The sequence below is a fragment of the Mesorhizobium sp. WSM4306 genome, from assembly GCF_007003975.1.
Taxonomy (GTDB): Bacteria; Pseudomonadota; Alphaproteobacteria; order Rhizobiales; family Rhizobiaceae; genus Mesorhizobium.
In genome coordinates this window covers 172,377-190,093 of sequence record NZ_VFTC01000008.1, presented here as the reverse complement: position 1 = coordinate 190,093, position 17,717 = coordinate 172,377, and the positions used below count along the sequence as shown (strand labels likewise).

Sequence of the window (17,717 nt, the reverse complement as noted above, 5' to 3'; positions counted from 1 at the left end):
CCACGAATGTTGCAAAAAAAGATCTGCATGCTGGGCGGCTTCGCTGTCGGGAAGACGAGCCTGGTTCGCAGGTTCGTGCAAAGCATCTTTTCAGAAACCTACCTGACCACGGTGGGCGTGAAAATCGACAAGAAGAGTGTCGAACTCCCGGGCAAAACCGTGGATCTGATTTTGTGGGATTTGGCCGGCGAAGACGATATCGGCTCATTCCGCGTCAGCTATGTTCGAGGTGCAACCGGGCTCGTGCTTGTCGTCGATGGAACCCGCGCCGCAACCCTTGCCGTGGCGGTCACGCTGCGCGAACGGGTCGAGGCCGAATTCGGCGCTATGCCGTTTGTATTGCTGATCAACAAATCCGATCTGGCCGATCGATGGGAAATATCGGATAGTGAGATTGACGAACTGAGGCAGCGTGGATGGCAAATCTATCTGACAAGTGCGCTCACGGGTGAGCACGTTGATGATGCGTTTCATCAACTTGCTTCGATGGTCACAAAATAGACCATGCATGGATTGCCAAAAGAAGTCGGAAATTGGATTTTCAATTTCTTCTACAATGGGCACGCTGTCGCATATGTAAAAATCGACGCCCTGCTGTGCGTAGCTGCCAAGGGCGGTAATGTCGAACATCACGGGCTCTCATCGCTTCGCATCGGCAAGCCTGTTGCCGAGCAGCTTGAATTCATGGAAGGGCTGCTGCCTTGCCCGGAGCTTCCGTTTCATATTCCCATGATCGAACTGCCCAGCGGGCGTGTCGCGGACCTTCATTTTTTTGCTGACGATGACTGCGTGTGGCTGGTCTTTCTTGACGCCTCCGCCGAACGCGCCAACAGGCAGCGGCTTCAGCAGAAGGCTTATGAAATGACGCTCCTGCAAGAGAGGGAGCGTCAACTCAACGAGAAACTGCAAGCGGCGAACGAGGCGTTGAGGAAGAGCCAGGAGGGATTGGCGCGTGAATACCAGCGCGCCGAAGCCCTGCTCCTCAACATTCTTCCGGCGTCGATCGCGGAACGGTTGAAAGCGCACAAGAAAATTGCTGACAACCACGCAGAGGTGAGTGTGCTTTTTGCCGACATCGTCGGCTTTACGGAACGAGCGCGGACCGTCGGTGCCGTGACGACGCTCGCTATTTTGAACTACTTCTTCAAGGCGGCAGATCGGCTCTCTGAACGATATGGCTGCGAAAAGATCAAGACAATCGGCGATTGTGTGATGGTGGTCGCTGGCCTGCCCACCGCGCGATCCGATCATGCAAAAGCCCTCGCGCAGTATGCCGTTGAGTTGCGCAAGGCGGTTAAGCGCGAACGCTTCGCAGGAGAACCGATAAGGCTCAGAATTGGAATTCACTCCGGACCAATCGTCGCCGGCGTCATAGGCAAGAGGCGGTTCGCCTATGACCTGTGGGGTGAGACCGTTAACCTCGCCTCACGCATTCAAACGTCCGCGGAGCCCGATGAAATCCGTATTTCTGATGCAACGCACCAACTGCTCGGACCAAAATTTGCTTGCGACCCACTCGGGGAAACGGAATTGCGTGGGGCAGGTCGTGTGCGAATGTGGCGGCTCCCGGCCTGATTTAACCGCTTGGCAGTGACGATCCTAGGGCCCATTGCGTCTCAAGCCAGCCCGGCCGCGCCGTCCGCCAGCATTTGCCCCGATAAGTCGAACGCAGCTTGTATGATTCAAGGCTAATATATGCTATCCCTGCGTCATGCGCGGACTGCTGGCACTTGGTATGCTGGTATGGGCGGCTACACCAGCAGCCGCAGGTGAGCAATTGTTCGACTCCGTCGCCGCTGGCGACAAGGGCGCCGTGGAGCAAGCCCTGGCAGGCGGTGCAGACGTCGACAGCCGGGCACGCGACCAGGCAACCCTCCTCATCGCTGCAGCGCTCGACAACCAGCCGGAAATCGCCGAATTTCTGGTGGGCAAGGGCGCCGACGTCATGGCGCGCAACTCGGGCGGCTTCACCCCGCTTCATGCGGCGGCCTACTCGGGCAGCCTGCAGATCGCCAAGCTGCTGGTGGAAAAAGGCGCGGTGCTCGATGATACCGCCAACAAGGCGGGTGCTACGCCGTTGTTGGTGGCCGGCGAGGAAAACCACGTTGAACTGGCCGAATTCCTTATAGCGAAAGGTGCGGATGTGAATCATCCCGAGGGGCATGGCTACATGCCGATAACGCGCGCATTCTGGAAGGGCAACACGGATATCATACGACTTTTCAAACGCCATGGTGCTACCTGCCAAGCCAAAATCCTTGGCGAGGCGAACGCGGCGAAGTGCGCCGAGATCCACGATTAACGGAGGATGCAGATGAGCACGATGATCAAGTCACGACTGGTTCGGAATTTGGGGGCGGCTGGCCTGGTCGCGGTAGCTGCGGTCGTCGGCGCGGGATCGGCCTGGGCCGACGATTCGGTAAACACCGGCTATTTCGGCGGTGTGGCGATCATGGGCTACGACACGGTCGCTTACTTCACTGACGGCAAGGCCGTGAAGGGCTCTGAAGAGTTCACTTATGACTGGCTGGGGACACCCTGGCATTTCGCCAGCAAGAAACACCAGGAAATGTTCATGAGCGAACCGGTCAAGTACGCTCCTCAATATGGCGGCTACTGTGCTGGCGAAGTCGTGGGCGGAGGGGTCACGGTCAATGTCGATCCGGAAGCATTCAAGATTATCGACGGCAAACTCTACCTGATCTACGACGTCGGCAATGCGGAAAAATTCGCCGAGCATGCAGCTGAAGAAATACCGAAAGCCGATGCAAACTGGCCGAAGGTCGCGGCCAATTTGGAACTCGACAAGTATCACTGAGACCAGGTTCGCCTACCGGACCACCGTGAAGTGAAACACCTTGCTTGTATTGGCATAGGAGTAGCCTTTGCCGGCTGCGTCGTTGCGTCTGTAGACGGGACCGCAGTCTGGGCGCCCGAACAGGTTCTCGCTCTGCTCGCACAAGAGATCGCCATCGACGTAGACGGTCTCGGTGACCAGCCGCGTCGTCGTGCGGAAGGCCGCCTTGCCGTCGCTCCCGATCTGAAGGAAGGCTGGTTGCAGACCGGGTTCGATCTGGCCTTGCAATGTATGGCCAATGACGAGGGACGCGATCTCAGCACCCTTCAACTGGTCGTGCTCGTCCGGGGTAAAGCCATAGCGCCATTGGGGTAGGCCTGCCTGGCGCAGTGCGTTGACGAGGATCGCCAGATCCTGCGGGTTCCGGAAATGTGCATGAGTCATCTGCCACCCAGCCAAAGAGTCCACGTAGCTGGACCCTGCTACGAGGCGGAGCCCAACTGCGATTTCGGCTTTGGCATCCGGTAGACGGCCGCCGCGGACATACGCGGCAGCGAGTGTAAACCGAAAGTTGCCAACCGTGGACGCATCGTCGCGGCTGCGTTCGAGAATCTCGATCGCTTTATCGACATTCCCCTGAAGAAGAAAAACCAACCCGGCAGTTTCCCTGTTGATGGCGGAGAGGTCGGGGTCGAGCCTGAGCGCTGTCTCGACCGCTGCGGCTGCCTCGGCATAATTGCCGGCGCATAACTGAACATATCCAAGGGCTGCTTGCGCCTCTGCATCGCCCGGACCGATTGAAACAGCCTTCTTGGCAGAGGCAATCGCGTCTTCGTAGCGGCGATTCACGACCTGCATGATACCGAGAATTGCATAGGGCGATGAAAGGTCCGGTTCGAGTTCCAAAGCTCGGCTCGCCTTCTCATAGGCTCGCTTGCGCGCGGGCGCGCTCTGGATGATGTCGTTGAAGGCTTCGCGCCAGATATAGACTGTCGTGCGCGCGTCGGCCGCAAAGGCTTCGGCAAAGGCGGGGTCGAGCCCCTCCGCCTTGTCGTAGAGCGTGAGCGCCTCCCGCAGCCCGGCCAGCAGGCCGCTGCGTGACGCCGTCTCGGCTTGTAGATAGTAGTCGTAGGCCTCGAGATTCTTCGTCGGCGGGCGCGCCATGCGCTCGCTTTCCGCTGCCGAAGCCCGGATGCCGAGCGCTTTGGCGATCTCCCCGCTCATCTCGTCCTGGACGGCAAACACGCCGGCCATGCCACGGTCGAACCGGTTGGCCCACAGGTTGTCGCCCGTTGCCGTATCGATGAGCTGGACGTTGAGGCGGATCTGCTCGCCGGTGCGGCGGACGCTGCCCTCGACGACGTAGCGAACGCCAAGGTCGCGCGCGACGTCGGCCAGCGCTGCAGGCTTGTTCTTGTAGGCGAAGACGGAATTGCGGGCGATGACGTCGAGACCGGAAAGCTTGGTGAGGTCGGTGATCAAATCCTCGGTGATGCCGTCAGCGAAATAGTCCTGGCCTGGATCGCCGCCGAGGTTTGTAAACGGTAGCACGGCAACCGATGGTCGTTCGGCTAGGGAAGATGTCCTCGATTGCCACACAAACAATCCTGCAAGGAGCACGACGAGCAGGACCGCGATTCCTGCCACCCCGATCGCCCGGGGGGATACCGGCCGGCGAACTGCCACCTTGATTTTCCCTGCGGCTGCGGGATCGAGCAGCAGCTGATAGGCGCGAATCGGATCGGCGATGTTCTTGAGGCGCTGCTCGCCAAGACTGGCAAAGCCGACATCAACCTTGTGCAGCGCGTGATCGAATGCCGTGCCCGAGATACATACACCCCCAGGCTCGGCCATAGCCTCAAGGCGCGCGGCGATGTTGACGCCATCGCCGTAGATGTCATTTTCCTCGACGATGACGTCGCCGAGATTGACGCCGATGCGAAACCGGATATGGCGGCCATCAGCGGTGCCCTTGTTGCGATCGGCCATCCGGCGCTGGATCATGACAGCGCACTGGATGGCATCGACGACGCTGGCGAACTCGACCAGCGCTCCATCGCCCATGAGCTTGATAATGCGACCGTGGAATTCCTTGATCGCGGGATCGACCAATTCGCGACGGCAGCCCTTCAATCGTTCGAGCGTGCCTACCTCGTCCTCGCCCATGAGGCGGCTGTATCCGACCACATCGGCAGCAAGGATTGCGGTAAGCCTTCGCTCCATGTCTGCCTGCGCCCTCCCGGTCGATCACGCGGCTTCGCTGCAGCCTATTCCAGTCCCGCGTCGGACGCGAGCGTAAGCAGCCGCTTTCACCGAGACGCGTGCATCTACTGAACCACCGTGAAGTGGAACACCTTGCTCGAGTTGACGAAGGAATAGCCGCCGCCTCCATCGTCACGGCGTTTGTAGACGGGTCCGCAGTCGGGGCGCCCGAACATATTCTCGCTCAACTCGCACAAAAGGTCGCCATCGACACGGATGGTCTCGGTGACCAGCCGCGTCGTCGAGCGGAAGGCTGCCTTGCCGTCGCTCCCGATCTGGAGGAAGGCCGGTTGGAGACCGGGTTCAAGCTGACCCTGCAGCGTGTGGCCCAGCACCAGCGAGGCGATCTCCTCGCCCTTCAAGCGGTTGTGCTCGTCGCCGGTGAAGCCGAACGGCCATTCGGGCAAGCCCGCCTGCTGCAACGCATCGATGATGAGAGCCAAATCCTGCGGGTTACGGTATTGCGCACCGTTGAGCCGAAATGCGGACAATGAATCGAACCCCGATACCGACATGGAGCGTAGCCCCTCGGCGACCGCCACCCTCGCATCCTGCAAGCGGCCGGCGCGGGCGTAAGCGGCACCAAGCGTGATCGTGAAATCTCCGACTGACGGCGCATCTTCGTGGGTGCGTTCGAGCGCCTCGATCGCCTTGTCGTTGCTACCTTGAATGAGAAAGACCAGACCGGCAATTTGCCGGTTGATGGGTGAAAGGTTGGGATCGAGCCTGAGCGCGGTCTCGACCGCCGCGGCTGCTTCGGCATGATTGCCGGCGAACAGTTGCACGTATCCTAGAGCTATTTGCGTCTCCGCATCGCCGGGGCCGAGTGCGACGGCTCGTTCGGCCGAAGCGATGGCTTCCTCGTAGCGGCGATCCACGACCTGCATGATGCCAAGAATCGCATAAGGCGACGAAAGGCCTGGGTCGAGTTGCAGCGCGCGGCTTGCCCTCTCATAGGCGCGTTTGCGCGCGGGCGCGCTCTGCATGATGTCGTTGAACGATTCGCGCCAGATATAGACTGTTGTGCTTGCATCAGCCGCGAAGGCTTCTGCGAAAGCGGGGTCGAGCTCCTCCGCCTTGTCGTAGAGCGTGAGCGCCTCCCGCAGCCCGTCGCGCCGGCCGGTCCGTGCTGTCTGCTCGGCCCGAAGGTAGAAGTCGTAGGCTTCGAGGTTTTCGGTCGGCGGGCGCGCCATGCGCTCGCTTTCCGCTGCCGAAGCCCGGATACCGAGCGCTTTGGCGATCTCCCCGCTCATCTCGTCCTGGACGCTGAACACTCCAGCCATGCCGCGGTCGAACCGATTGGCCCACAGATTATCGCCGCTTGTTGTGTCGATGAGCTGGGCATTGACGCGGATTTGCTCGCCTGTGCGGCGGACGCTCCCCTCGACGACGTAGCGAACGCCAAGGTCGCGCGCGACGTCCGCCAGCGCTGCAGGCTTGTTCTTGTAGGCAAATACCGAGTTGCGCGCGATGACGTCCAGACCGGAAAGTTTGGTGAGGTCGGTGATCAAATCCTCGGTGATGCCGTCAGCGAAATAGTCCTGGCCTGGATCGCCGCCGAGGTTTGCAAACGGCAGCACGGCAACCGATGGCCGCGATGGCACCGAGAACTTGTGCCACGCAAAAAAGCCTGCAAGCACGGCGAATGCCAGAGCCGCGACACTTGCCAGGAACATGACGCGCGGACCCGGCCGGTGTGGCGCGGCCGTGACCTTTCCCGATGCTGCGGGATCGAGCAGCAGCTGATACGCGCGAACCGGATCGGCGATGTTCTTGAGGCGCTGCTCGCCAAGACTGGTAAAACCGACGTCCACCTTGTGGACCGCGTGATCGAATGCCGTGCCCGAGATACATACACCCCCAGGCTCGGCCATAGCCTCGAGGCGCGCGGCAATATTCACGCCATCGCCGTAGATGTCATTTTCCTCGACGATGACGTCGCCGAGATTGACGCCGATGCGAAACTGGATATGGCGGCCATCAGCGGTGCCCTTGTTGCGATCGGCCATCCGGCGTTGGATCATGGCAGCGCACTGGACGGCATCGACGACGCTCGCGAATTCGACCAGCGCCCCATCGCCCATGAGCTTGATAATGCGACCGTGGAATTCCTTGATCGCGGGGTCGACCAATTCGCGACGGCAACCCTTCAATCGTTCGAGCGTGCCTACCTCGTCCTCGCCCATGAGGCGGCTGTATCCCACCACATCGGCAGCAAGGATTGCGGTAAGCCTTCGCTCCATATGCGGGTGTCCCGCCTCCCTAGTCAAAGCTTCGCCGACGAGCGTATTCTAGTACTTCTTTGATTGCGAGCATGCTCGGCCCCTGGGGCAGCGGTCAAAGCAACCATACCCCCTGGCCACTTACTTTGCGTTCAGCTCCACCATGTAAGGCTTCGCACTCTCAGGGGACCGTACGCCAATGCTGCACAATTACGACATCGACCGGCGGCTCCCGGCCTGATTTACCGGTTGGTAGTGCCGACACTGGAGCCCATTGCGTCTCAAGCTGGCCAAACATCATGGTTTCGAATGTTCGCATGAGCTGCGGACTGTCCATTAAGGTTGCCGCGTCCCCCAAGCTGCCCGCCCGCTTGCGGCCCAAAATACTGCAGGGCGGCAATGCGCCGCGTTCGCGACGTTCAGATTGCGATCCGGCCCTGCCTGAAAGCTCTCCGCTGCGGTCCGTCGCGCAATACAATGGGTCGAAATGCATATGGGTTCGCCCCCCAATGCTTTCACAAGGAAATCAGCCATTTGTTGCCTGGCTGCCATTCCGTTAAAGGCAGTTCGCAGTCAGAGGGAGACCGATAGACCCCCGTCGACCGCCAAAACATGTCCGTTGACGTAGGCGGCAGCGTCGGACGCGAGAAACACCACGGCTCCGCTGAGTTCCTCAGGTTGAGCCCAGCGGCCAGCAGGGGTTCGCGCCTCAACCCATTTGGTAAAGGCCTCGTCGTTAATGAGCGCGGTATTGAGCTCGGTGGCGAAATAGCCAGGGGCGATCGCGTTGATGGTGATGCCGTGACGCCCCATCTCAGCGGCAGTGGAGCGCGTCAGTCCATGCAGGCCCGCCTTTGCCGCCACATAGGCGTGAATGGTGGGACGGCCAAGGATCGCCGCAACCGATCCGGTGTTTATTATACGCCCGAATTTGTTTGGCAACATCAGGCGCACCGCGTCGCGGATCATGCGGAAGCAGGCCGAAAGATTGACGGCAATCACACGGTCGAAATCGTCGTCCTCCCATTCGACCAACGGCTTGCGATGCTGGATGCCAGCGTTGTTGATCAGAATATCGAGGCGGCCATGGCGTTCGACGATCCCCTCAAGCGCCGCCCTTGAGATCGCCGCGTCGGCAACGTCGAAAGGCAAGGCTTCGGCCCCGATCCGTTCCGCCGCCGCGGAGAGGGCGTCCATGCCGCGGGCGTTGACGATTACCGTCGCACCGTTTTCCGCAAGTGCCTTGGCCATGGCGAAGCCGAGGCCGCGCGAAGCACCCGTGACCAATGCGACACGGCCCTTGAGCGAGAATAATTCCGACATTGAAGCCCCCTGGAGCGAGATGAGAATGCTTCAAATCTAACCCCATCTCGCTCCAACGAAAGGGCGGGAGTTTCCTCGCGCCCAAAAGCACTATTTGGCGACGCAGGTATCCGCCGTCTCCGGAGTGCAGACGTCGAGGCCGGTGTAGGTCGGGTCAGCCGGCGGAGCCTTGCCGTCCTTCATGTCCTTCAATGCCATCATCGTCTTGTAGCCCATTTCGAACGGCCGCTGGCCGACCTGGCCAAGGGAGAGACCTTCCTTCATCTGATCGATCTGCACGGGAAGCGTGTCGGCGACGACGAGGGCCAGGGCCTTCGAGGCGATCTTGTCCTTATACGGGGCTACCGCAGCTCGGTTGGCATCTGGGATGAATTGCGGGAAGCCACCGGTTGGGATGAATGCGTCGAGGTTCGGGTTTTTCCCCATGATGTCCTCGAATTGCTGCACCGAAAGCGGGAAATCATCGTTGGTATAGAGTGGACAGCCTTCAATTTCGGTCCAGCCATTCTGGCCCGTCAGCCGGTCCCCGGGCGAGGCTGCCGATTTGGTGCCCGAAAGCGTATCGCGAATGCCCTGCATGCGCTCATTGTGGTTGGCCGCCGCCGCGCCGCCCGACTGGATGCAGATCGTGCCGCCTTTGGGCTTGATCTGCATGGCCAGCTTCGCAAGGTTCAAGCCGATCTCATAATTGTGGGTACCGATATAGGCGGCGCGAAGGTCCTTGTTCTCGGGCAGGAGGTCGGAATCCCAGGTGAGGACCGGGATCCCGGCTTCCTTGGCAGCCTGCAGCGCGACTGCCATCGCCGCGGCGTTCGATGGTGACACGGCGATGCCGTCCACCTTCTTGGCAACGAGGTCCTGAACGATCTGTACCTGCTCGTCGCCGCCGCCATGCTCGCCGGGACCAATATACATGCACTCCAAGGCCCCATTCGATTCGGCTTCGGCTTTCTTGCAGCCGTCGCGTGCCTGGTCGAAGAAAGGATTGTTCATGTTCTTAGGCACCAGGGCGAAGGTATATTTCGCCTGGGCACCGGAAACGGCGAGCACCATTGCGCCAAGCGCCACGGCCGCCGTCAGCAGATGTTTTTTCATGGGACGTTCTCCTCCTTGGTGTGACCCCGCAGGCCTCCCGCCGGCGGGTTTCTAGCGGCTACGTTTGGGCATCAAGGCTGCCAGCGACGCTGCGAGCATCGATCTGCCGCCGGTTTGCATGCCCAAAAGAACCGCAAGAACGATGAAGGCGCCCACGAAGGCACCCTGCCAATTTGAATCGATGCCGGCCATCAGGAGTGCATTCCTGATCACCTCGAGGAAGGCCGAACCGATTATCGCGCCGAACGCCGTACCGGCGCCGCCCATGAGGCTGGCTCCGCCAATGACTGTCGCGGCGATCACGCGCAGCTCATAGCCCTGGCCCATGGCGTTGATGGCCGAGCCGTTGTAGCCGAGCAGCAGCAGCGAGGCGAGCGAGGCGGTGAAAGCCGAGAAGACATAGGCCTGGAATTTGATCCAGTCGACCGGCACGCCGGTAAGCCGGGCGGCCTCCTCATTGCCGCCGATGGCGAAGAGATGCCGGGCCCAGGCAGTGAAATTGAACACGAAGCCGACGATCAGGGCCAGAATCACCATGGTCCAGAACTGCGATGACAGTCCCGGTATCCAGTGGGGTGCCCAGTCCTGCGGCCCATGCAGCGGCCATCTCGCCTGGCCGATCGCCTTCACGATCGGAGCATCGGGCCCGAACTGGTAGAGCATCTGGTTGGCCGAGAACACGACCGCCAGCGAACGCGCCACGGACAGCATGCCGAGGGTGACCACAAAGGACGGCATTCCGACATAAGCAACAAAGAACCCGTTGACCGCGCCGCAGGCCAGACCCGAGAAAAGGCCGATGGCGAAGGCGACGTACCAGGGATAGTGCCAGGTCAGGAACAGGCCGGCGACGATTGCCACCAGGCCCATGATCGAGCCGACCGACAGATCGATGCCACCGGTGATGATCACCACCGTCATTCCGAGCGCCATGAGGCCGAAAGGTGCGAAGTTGCGCGTGACGTTGGCGACGTTTTCGGAGGTGCCGAAGCTCGGCTCCATGGCTGTCATCAACATGACGAGGGCAATGAGCGCGATCGTCACCCAGAATGGCTGACTTGAAACCACATGCTGCAGCGCCGTCTTTTCTTTGGTCGGGACGAAGTCCGCCATGGCCGGCCCGACTTTTTCCCCGAGCGACTCCCTGACACTAACCGACTGCCGAGCACTATTCGCCACGGATGGCCCCCGTTATCAGTCCGGTGATTTCCTCGGGCGAGGTGTTGTCGACCTGCCTGTCGGCAACCTTCGAACCTCGTCTCAGCACGATGATACGATCTGCGACGGCGAAAACGTCAGGCATGCGGTGGCTGATCAACATGACCCCGACCCCTTGCGCCTTAAGGCGTCGGATCAATTCGAGCACTTCCGCCACCTGGCGTACGGAGATGGCGGCGGTCGGTTCGTCCATCAACACCAGCTTCGCGTTCGAAAGCCGGGTTCGCGCGATGGCTACCGCCTGGCGCTGCCCACCCGACATCTTCCTGACCAGGTCGCGCGGCCGGGTTTCCGATTTGAGTTCCTCGAACAGCGCTGCCGAGCGGTCGATCATCGCCTGCTTGTTGAGCACCCTGATCGGCCAGAAGCCCTTCTTGATCTCGCGGCCAAGAAAGACGTTCTGCGCGGCCGTCAGATTATCGGCGAGCGCCAGGTCCTGATAGACGACTTCGATTCCCTTGGCGCGGGCCTCGACGGGTTTGTGGAAGTGACAAACCTCGCCGTCCACGACGATTTCGCCGTCGTTCGGCGGGAAGTTCCCGGCCACCGTCTTGACTATCGTCGACTTGCCGGCGCCATTGTCCCCCATGAGACCCACGACTTCGCCCCGCTCTACCTGGAAGCTGACGTCGGTCAGGGCCTGGATGGCTCCAAAGTTCTTGGAAACGCGGCGAACTTCAAGCACCGGCATCGCGGTCCTCCCCGGGCAACATTTGCCAACCTTGTCCCGGTGTTATGCAAGGCAGCTAATCAGCGAAACGCATTCAACACAATGGTTATTAGATCCGCCTTATAAGATGGCAATCTTCCTCAGCAACGGCACACGAGAAGCCGCTAGGCCCTACATCAATTGCCATAATGGAGCAGGGAGTCCTCATGGAAGAGAAGCGTGAACTGAAATTCGCTGACGATATCATTAGCGCTCTGGACAACAGTGGCGATCGTCGGTTGCCGACACGTGGAGAGTTGCCAAGCCAACAGAGGAACCCTCAAGGACAATGACATCAAGCTGACAGAAGGCCACACCGTTTCGACCGTAATGAGGTCGGGAGTTGAATGGCAGCTATCCCTGAATCCGCCCTAAACCGGACCGCCCCCTTCCGGCCCCAAATGCGACATTCAGTTCTTCCGTTCCGAGGTCCGGCCGCAGGCCGAAACTGATCCGGGAGGGCATCCCATTCATCGCGGCCGTTTGGGCCAGAGCGTGTTGACCATCGAACAGCAACCTTCACAGCCGCCCCGTGGATTTGGCGTACCCCGTGGCCACTTACTTTGCGTTCAGCTCCACCATGTAAGGCTTCGCACTCTCAGGGGACCGTACGCCAATGCTGCACAATTACGACATCGACCGGTTTGGCGTGATCCACCAGATCGACGTCACGCCGATCAAATACGACAAGCAATACATGTCCTATTACGAGGACCTGAGCGACCGGACCATCAAGCTCGGCTATCAGCGGCTTGGCTGGGTGCTGGGGATCACCGGTGAGATCCCGCGGTCGGTGCTGGAGATTGGCTATGGCACCGGCACCTTCATCGAGGCCGCGAAGATTACCGGGGTTGCCGACTGTGCCGGCTGCGACATCACCAGGTTCCCGCTGCCCAAGGGTGTGCGCTTTGTCGATTGGGAGGAGGCGCTCGCCGGCTCGTGGGATCTTGTCGCCATGTTCGACGTGCTCGAGCACATCCCTGACCTGAGTTTTCTCGCCCGCCTTCAGGCCCGCCATCTGGCCATCGCCGTGCCCTATTGCCGCTGGCGTGAGCTCGGCGCCGATGGCGACGCGTGGTTTGAGACGTGGCGCATGCGCCTGCCCAACGAGCATTTGCACCATTTCGACCGGAACTCGCTGGTGGCGCTGCTGGCGCATCACAGCTTCGAGTGCGTGACGCTGAATGGATTCGAGGACGGCATCAGGCTGCGGCCGGGCGAGGCGGGTCCGAATATTCTGTCCGGCTTTTTCAGGAAGCTATAGGCCGGTTTCCTCGGCGGCAGACGATGCGGGCACTTGCGCATGGCTTGCGTGATGGCGTCTGGCGCGCTTGCGGCCCTCCTTCAAACGACGAGGCCCGCGAACGGGCCTCGTCTCGTCGACGGCTAATCTGTCAGCCCTTCTTCATTGCCTTCATGGCCATATCCATGTGCATCACGCAATCGTCAGCCTTGTTGGCCTTCATGGCTTCCTTTGCCATGTCCATTTCCTTCATGGCTGCGTCCTTCTTCATGGCGTCGCCGGTCATGGCGTCCATGTCAGCCTGCAACTTCATCATCGATGCGTCGTCGCATTTCATCATTGCATCGTCTGCAAACGCCGGTTGAGCGACGACCGCAGCCAAAGCAGCTGCTGCAAGTATGGATTTTAGCATGACGTTTTCTCCTACCTCTTCCCAATCGGGGATGAATCTCCCCCTTGTTGTTTCGGTGGCAGGCAAAAAACGTTACGCTGGCGGCCAGTTTAATATTTTCGTTCTTCGGGGGACCTCTTCAGAGAAACAGATTTCTCGGAGTGCTGCAGGCTGAAGCGTTGCCTGGCGCGTCACCCCTTGGCCTTCACCAGCCGCTCCAGCGCATCCACGATCAGATCGCAAAACTTCGCATGATCGAGCTTCATCGCCACGGTGTGGCGGAAGTCCGTCTGCTCGCTCGCCGTGCCGCCGAAATGGTGCATGCCGCCCATTTTTTCGAAATTGCAGACCGTCATGCCCTTGGTCCACCGTCCCGCTAGCTCGACGCGGATGTCGGCCTTCTCGGTGGTGAAAACGGTCGGGTCGATCATGGCCGCCACGCAGCAGGCGTCATGGATGGCGGGATACTCGATCTGTAAGAGGCCGCCATGCGTGGTGGCGATGAACGCCCAGATGTCGAGAATGAACCTGGCCATCGGGCCGCCGACTCCGCGCACCCGGTCCTGAAGCTCCTTGGTGGCCAGCGCCTGGTGCGTCAGGTCTAGACCCACCATGGTGACGTCCCAGTTGGCGCGGAACACCACGTCGGCGGCCTCCGGATCGCCATAAATGTTGAACTCCGCCGCCGGCGTGATGTTGCCGCGCGTGTAGGCGCCGCCCATGGCGACGACCCGCTTGACCCGTTCGACGATGCGGGGGTCCTTGCGCACGGCAAGCGCGATGTTGGTGTAGGGACCGACCGGCACCAGCGTGACCGTCTTCGGCTCATGCGTCATGACCGTGTCGATGATGAAGTCGACGGCATGGCGCTTGTCGACCTCGAACGAGGCTGGCGGCAGCACTGGGCCGTCGAGCCCGGTCTCGCCGTGGATCTCGATGGCCAGCACCTGATCGATGAGGAGCGGGCCGGGAGAGCCCTTCGCCACCGGCACCTTGATGCCATAGGCGGTGCAAACCGAAAGCGCATTGCGTGTGGTGTTCTCGACATTGTGGTTGCCCGAAACCGTGGTGATGCCGAGGAGGTCGATGTTCGGATTGCCCGCCGCCAGCAGAATGGCGATCGCGTCGTCATGCCCGGGGTCGCAGTCCAGGATGATCTTTTCCATGGTGATATCTCCTCCGTCGGCCGAGCTTGAGGGGACAAGAGACTGGCGTGTTTGCGCCGTCAAGGCTCGGGTTCTCAACAGATGTAGTGCCAACCAGCTCTGCCCGACGCCGGCGGCTTGGCCAGGCTGCGGAAGCGACCTTGCCATTTCCAACGCCAGGCCGGAGGATGTCGGCATGAAGAAAGCATATTCAAAACCGACGCTCGTCCGCAAAGGCCGGCTGTCTGCACAGACCGCCCAGCAAGCCCCATCCGAAGATTCGCTGGCTCCGGAATAACGGCTTGGTCGACAGCGGCTGAATCGACACTTCAGGCCAGCAGGCCAAGTGTCTGACATCGTTGCACGCGTGTACTCTTGCGCGGCCCTTCGTGGCGCTTCTTCAATTCCCTAAACTGGTTTGCATGCAAATGTTTCTGGCGAGCATGCTATGTGAACCGCTTCACCGTTGCCGCGCAATCGATCGGTTACAGAGGCCGTGCAAGAGCGGGCCGAGGCAGCGCTCTGCTGCTGCATGGAGGTAACCGATGTTTGAAAGTCTCACCAGAATTCGCGCCGCCTTGGCGCGCGCCAGCAGGCACAGGAAGACCGTGCGGGCACTGAATGCGTTGCCGACGGAGATCCAGAAGGACATTGGCTGGACAGAGTCGAAGGCGATCGATGAGATACGCCTGCCGTTCTAGGAGCGGCAGTGGTTGCGGCGCCGAAATCGCACACGCTGCATCGCGGCCGTGGCAAAGGGAAGGCGGGCTTCGCCGCGCTCCATTAGACGTTTCCGGCGTCGCTAATATAATCGCTCGCCAAGGATTGTTCGAAAGCGTACAGTGCGGCATCGTCAGCCACATCAATGGGCGCTGACGCTTGGGAGCGACCATCGCACTCCTGCCCCGACAGGAGGCATTGGAGACATGGCGGAGCAACCAAGACAGTCCGGTCCGAGCACCGAGGCCGTCGTGGCTTTGGCGCGGGAAACCGGGGCCTCCGAGCAGCAGATACAAGAGATCATTTCGCTGATCGGTAACGATCGCGCATCCATCCTGCGGGAAGCGCGGATGGTTGCGGCTGACCGCTCGAAGCGCTGATCCAGGAATAGCTGCTGGATTGATTTATGGGGCGTCGTCCCCTGATTTGTCGGTTTTGTACGAAGTACATTGGCTGATTTCGAGTCAGCTATCGTCCAACGACCGTTAGCATTTAGGCAGGGCGCCGACGGCTGGGAGATTACATGTGCTCTTGCCCTTGACGGGAGAGAGCGATGGACCAGTCGGTCAATAAGGAGAAAAGCGGCCTTTTGCGCCGCATGAACCCGGCTGACTTCGCATTGATAGCACCACATTTGCACCATCGTGTGCTCGACCTCAAAGCCCCGCTCGAAATGGCGGGAGAGCCGATCAAATCGGTCTGCTTCCTGGAAAGTGGCCTCGCCTCGGTGGTGGCGAGGAACCGGCCTGGAATGGATACCGAAGTGGGCATCATCGGTCACGAAGGCATGTCGGGCTCCGCTTTGGTGATGGGCGCCGACTGGGCGCCCCATGATTGCTATGTGCAGATGCCGGGCGAGGCGGTCTGTATCGATCTCGAACCGTTCAAGGCAGCGCTGCAGAAAAGCTCGACGCTTCGCGCCTTTCTGCTGCGCTATGCCCACTACCTGCATAGCCAGACCAAATCCACGGCGTTGAGCAATGCCCGCGCCAAGCTGGAAGACCGGTTGGCCAGATGGCTGTTGATGTGCGACGACAGGGTGGTCGGCGATCAGATCCTGATCACCCATGAATTCCTGTCAGTCATGCTCGGCGTCAGGCGCCCAGGCGTCACCATCGGCCTGCAGATACTTGAAGGGCGCGGCCTGATCCGGTCCAGGCGCGGCGAGATCGTCATTCGCGACAGGGACGGGCTGATCGCCGTCGCCGACGGCTTCTACGGCCAGGCCGAGGCCGAATACCAGCGGTTGCTGGGCTAAACTGGCACGGAGCTGAAATGGCCGGCGCGAATGCCGGTGAAGCATGTTGCCTGAGCCGCGCCGGCCATTTGCGGCCGTCTGGGGAGAGGCCGCCCGGCATATCTAGCATCGGCAAAAAAGCAGGCAACAAACCGCTGCGGTTGGTAAAAAACGTACAGTCGAAATGTGTTGAACCTTGGTTCGGCCAGAGTATGAATCGGATGTCGTGGACGGGGCGCTGGCTTGAGAGTTCGACAAGCTCCGCCCCTGATATGAACGGGGAAAACCGAAATGGCAGAAGTGCTTTTCGATGTATCCGCCTTTGATTGCGAGATCCTGCGCGCCGCCTTCATCAAATCGGTCGTGGAAGGCAATGTTCCGGAAGAGCGGTGGCGTGCGCTTGCCGCCTCGCTGGTGCGCGACCTGACTGGCCACGAAGACGTCGAGCCGGACCTCCTCGAGTGGATCACGCGCAAGTAGCTGAAGCGCTACCCCAGCCACCACCACAGCGCCGCCAGCACAACCATGATCGCCGCGATCGACAGCCCAAGCATGATGTAGCTGCCCTTGATGATGTCGCGGATGATCTTCTTGATGCTTTCGCGGTCGTTGAGGTTGGGGAAGGGTTCGTTGGGCAGCGCGACGCCGAGGAAGTCGCAGAGCGGCGCCCAGCCGTCCGTTACCTTGAACACCAGCAGCTTTTCCGGCGGCACCGCCGCCTTCACCTCCTCGGTATAGGCGTTGTAGCGTGCGATCGCCTTGGCGCGATCGTCCATCACGCCGGCCAGCGTGCGGCCCCAGACCAGTTTGCTCGACATGTCGCCGAATTTCCGGCCGAACGGCGTCAGCCACTCCAGGATCTTGAACTGCCAGACATTCTTGGTGAAGTAGATCGTGTCGATGGTGCTGTCGTACCAGGCTTCGGCGCCGCGCGGGTGCAGGGTGAGCAGCACCTTGGCGTCGGGATAGGCGGCCATCAATTCGCGCCACACGCAGCATCCCGGATTGTCGACCGTCGCAGTGTAATTGGCGAACACCCTGTTCCAGTCATGCTGGCTGCCGGGCGGACTGTTCGCCACCTTGCGCCAGAAATCGAGATGGCCCTTGTTGGCTTTGTTGATGATGACTTCCTGCATGTGGTAGCTCGGAAAGCCGAGCCTGTTCAGCGCGGCGAAAGTCGACCACGTGCCGGTGCGGCCGAAGCCGGCCCCTATGAGCTTGAGCGTCACTTTATCCCCCTCTTGAGACCGCTTTTCTTTTTATGCCGGTCGGCTCGCAATGAGGTTGCATCCACGCCTTCGGATGCGCAACAATTTTCCACGGTGAGCGATAAAAATGTGTTTGCTTTTCCGCCT

18 protein-coding genes are annotated in these 17,717 nt (G+C 60.5%); 9 read left to right on the top strand and 9 right to left on the bottom strand.

Translation table 11 applies throughout. The features are described 5' to 3' along the window. Positions 1-6 precede the first annotated feature (6 nt). The 4 genes from FJV77_RS12695 (at position 7) to FJV77_RS12680 (ending at position 2,818) form a co-directional block, all read left to right on the top strand. A complete protein-coding gene (locus tag FJV77_RS12695; RefSeq protein WP_142867131.1) occupies positions 7-501 on the top strand; it encodes a Rab family GTPase in 495 nt (164 codons plus the stop codon). Between the two features lie 3 nt (positions 502-504). Next, the gene (locus FJV77_RS12690) at positions 505-1,575 is read left to right on the top strand and encodes an adenylate/guanylate cyclase domain-containing protein (RefSeq protein WP_142867130.1); all 1,071 of its coding nucleotides are present in this window, start codon (positions 505-507) and stop codon (positions 1,573-1,575) included. A gap of 136 nt (positions 1,576-1,711) precedes the next feature. Continuing rightward, positions 1,712-2,302, top strand: a complete 591-nt coding sequence (locus FJV77_RS12685; protein WP_142867129.1) for an ankyrin repeat domain-containing protein — start codon at positions 1,712-1,714, stop codon at positions 2,300-2,302. A 12-nt stretch (positions 2,303-2,314) separates the two neighbouring features. Then, positions 2,315-2,818, top strand: a complete 504-nt coding sequence (locus FJV77_RS12680) for a YHS domain-containing (seleno)protein (RefSeq protein ID WP_246691241.1) — start codon at positions 2,315-2,317, stop codon at positions 2,816-2,818. Positions 2,819-2,830: 12 nt separating this feature from the next. Here the strand turns inward: FJV77_RS12680 and FJV77_RS12675 are convergent, their stop codons facing one another. The 6 genes from FJV77_RS12675 to FJV77_RS12650 form a co-directional block, all read right to left on the bottom strand. Beyond that, complete coding sequence (locus tag FJV77_RS12675; RefSeq protein ID WP_142867128.1) at positions 2,831-5,020, bottom strand: adenylate/guanylate cyclase domain-containing protein; 2,190 nt, start codon at positions 5,018-5,020, stop codon at positions 2,831-2,833. Between the two features lie 104 nt (positions 5,021-5,124). Continuing rightward, complete coding sequence (locus FJV77_RS12670) at positions 5,125-7,302, bottom strand: adenylate/guanylate cyclase domain-containing protein (RefSeq protein ID WP_142867127.1); 2,178 nt, start codon at positions 7,300-7,302, stop codon at positions 5,125-5,127. A gap of 552 nt (positions 7,303-7,854) precedes the next feature. Continuing rightward, on the bottom strand, positions 7,855-8,604 hold the full coding sequence (locus tag FJV77_RS12665; RefSeq protein WP_142867126.1) for a glucose 1-dehydrogenase: 750 nt from the start codon (positions 8,602-8,604) through the stop codon (positions 7,855-7,857). Positions 8,605-8,694: 90 nt separating this feature from the next. Beyond that, a complete protein-coding gene (locus tag FJV77_RS12660; protein WP_142867125.1) occupies positions 8,695-9,699 on the bottom strand; it encodes a sugar-binding protein in 1,005 nt (334 codons plus the stop codon). A gap of 51 nt (positions 9,700-9,750) precedes the next feature. Then, positions 9,751-10,812 carry an ABC transporter permease gene (locus tag FJV77_RS12655; protein ID WP_142867124.1) on the bottom strand — a complete coding sequence of 354 codons (1,062 nt, stop codon included), beginning with the start codon at positions 10,810-10,812 and terminating at the stop codon, positions 9,751-9,753. 55 nt (positions 10,813-10,867) lie between these two features. After that, positions 10,868-11,608 carry an ATP-binding cassette domain-containing protein gene (locus FJV77_RS12650; RefSeq protein ID WP_142867123.1) on the bottom strand — a complete coding sequence of 247 codons (741 nt, stop codon included), beginning with the start codon at positions 11,606-11,608 and terminating at the stop codon, positions 10,868-10,870. Positions 11,609-12,242: 634 nt separating this feature from the next. Between FJV77_RS12650 and FJV77_RS12645 the strand changes: the two genes are divergently transcribed. Continuing rightward, positions 12,243-12,890, top strand: coding sequence for a class I SAM-dependent methyltransferase (locus tag FJV77_RS12645; protein WP_142867122.1), 648 nt, complete (start codon positions 12,243-12,245; stop codon positions 12,888-12,890). A gap of 130 nt (positions 12,891-13,020) precedes the next feature. Here the strand turns inward: FJV77_RS12645 and FJV77_RS12640 are convergent, their stop codons facing one another. Beyond that, positions 13,021-13,347 (bottom strand): hypothetical protein, encoded by a 327-nt coding sequence (locus tag FJV77_RS12640; RefSeq protein WP_246691239.1) that lies wholly within the window; start codon positions 13,345-13,347, stop codon positions 13,021-13,023. A gap of 104 nt (positions 13,348-13,451) precedes the next feature. Next, on the bottom strand, positions 13,452-14,426 hold the full coding sequence (locus FJV77_RS12635) for a nucleoside hydrolase (RefSeq protein WP_142867121.1): 975 nt from the start codon (positions 14,424-14,426) through the stop codon (positions 13,452-13,454). A 524-nt stretch (positions 14,427-14,950) separates the two neighbouring features. Between FJV77_RS12635 and FJV77_RS12625 the strand changes: the two genes are divergently transcribed. The 4 genes from FJV77_RS12625 to FJV77_RS12615 all read left to right on the top strand — a co-directional run bounded on the left by FJV77_RS12625 (position 14,951) and on the right by FJV77_RS12615 (position 16,842). Further along, positions 14,951-15,106, top strand: a complete 156-nt coding sequence (locus tag FJV77_RS12625; protein ID WP_142867119.1) for a DUF1127 domain-containing protein — start codon at positions 14,951-14,953, stop codon at positions 15,104-15,106. A gap of 225 nt (positions 15,107-15,331) precedes the next feature. Further along, entirely contained in the window at positions 15,332-15,505 is a 174-nt protein-coding gene (locus FJV77_RS32345) for a hypothetical protein (protein ID WP_185970295.1), read from the top strand. 173 nt (positions 15,506-15,678) lie between these two features. After that, positions 15,679-16,383 (top strand): Crp/Fnr family transcriptional regulator, encoded by a 705-nt coding sequence (locus tag FJV77_RS12620; RefSeq protein ID WP_142867118.1) that lies wholly within the window; start codon positions 15,679-15,681, stop codon positions 16,381-16,383. 270 nt (positions 16,384-16,653) lie between these two features. Continuing rightward, on the top strand, positions 16,654-16,842 hold the full coding sequence (locus tag FJV77_RS12615) for a hypothetical protein (RefSeq protein ID WP_142867117.1): 189 nt from the start codon (positions 16,654-16,656) through the stop codon (positions 16,840-16,842). Between the two features lie 8 nt (positions 16,843-16,850). On the opposite strand, the gene FJV77_RS12610 is transcribed toward FJV77_RS12615, so the two are convergent. Next, positions 16,851-17,591 carry a sulfotransferase family protein gene (locus tag FJV77_RS12610; protein WP_142867116.1) on the bottom strand — a complete coding sequence of 247 codons (741 nt, stop codon included), beginning with the start codon at positions 17,589-17,591 and terminating at the stop codon, positions 16,851-16,853. Positions 17,592-17,717: the final 126 nt, after the last annotated feature.

Coding starts and splice junctions, on each gene's coding strand:
- FJV77_RS12695 (WP_142867131.1), top strand. CDS start 7: ATGTTGCAAAAAAAGATCTGCATGCTGGGCGGCTTCGCTGTCGGGAAG.
- FJV77_RS12690 (WP_142867130.1), top strand. CDS start 505: ATGCATGGATTGCCAAAAGAAGTCGGAAATTGGATTTTCAATTTCTTC.
- FJV77_RS12685 (WP_142867129.1), top strand. CDS start 1,712: ATGCGCGGACTGCTGGCACTTGGTATGCTGGTATGGGCGGCTACACCA.
- FJV77_RS12680 (WP_246691241.1), top strand. CDS start 2,315: ATGAGCACGATGATCAAGTCACGACTGGTTCGGAATTTGGGGGCGGCT.
- FJV77_RS12675 (WP_142867128.1), bottom strand. CDS start 5,020: ATGGAGCGAAGGCTTACCGCAATCCTTGCTGCCGATGTGGTCGGATAC.
- FJV77_RS12670 (WP_142867127.1), bottom strand. CDS start 7,302: ATGGAGCGAAGGCTTACCGCAATCCTTGCTGCCGATGTGGTGGGATAC.
- FJV77_RS12665 (WP_142867126.1), bottom strand. CDS start 8,604: ATGTCGGAATTATTCTCGCTCAAGGGCCGTGTCGCATTGGTCACGGGT.
- FJV77_RS12660 (WP_142867125.1), bottom strand. CDS start 9,699: ATGAAAAAACATCTGCTGACGGCGGCCGTGGCGCTTGGCGCAATGGTG.
- FJV77_RS12655 (WP_142867124.1), bottom strand. CDS start 10,812: ATGGCGGACTTCGTCCCGACCAAAGAAAAGACGGCGCTGCAGCATGTG.
- FJV77_RS12650 (WP_142867123.1), bottom strand. CDS start 11,608: ATGCCGGTGCTTGAAGTTCGCCGCGTTTCCAAGAACTTTGGAGCCATC.
- FJV77_RS12645 (WP_142867122.1), top strand. CDS start 12,243: ATGCTGCACAATTACGACATCGACCGGTTTGGCGTGATCCACCAGATC.
- FJV77_RS12635 (WP_142867121.1), bottom strand. CDS start 14,426: ATGGAAAAGATCATCCTGGACTGCGACCCCGGGCATGACGACGCGATC.
- FJV77_RS12625 (WP_142867119.1), top strand. CDS start 14,951: ATGTTTGAAAGTCTCACCAGAATTCGCGCCGCCTTGGCGCGCGCCAGC.
- FJV77_RS32345 (WP_185970295.1), top strand. CDS start 15,332: ATGGCGGAGCAACCAAGACAGTCCGGTCCGAGCACCGAGGCCGTCGTG.
- FJV77_RS12620 (WP_142867118.1), top strand. CDS start 15,679: ATGGACCAGTCGGTCAATAAGGAGAAAAGCGGCCTTTTGCGCCGCATG.
- FJV77_RS12615 (WP_142867117.1), top strand. CDS start 16,654: ATGGCAGAAGTGCTTTTCGATGTATCCGCCTTTGATTGCGAGATCCTG.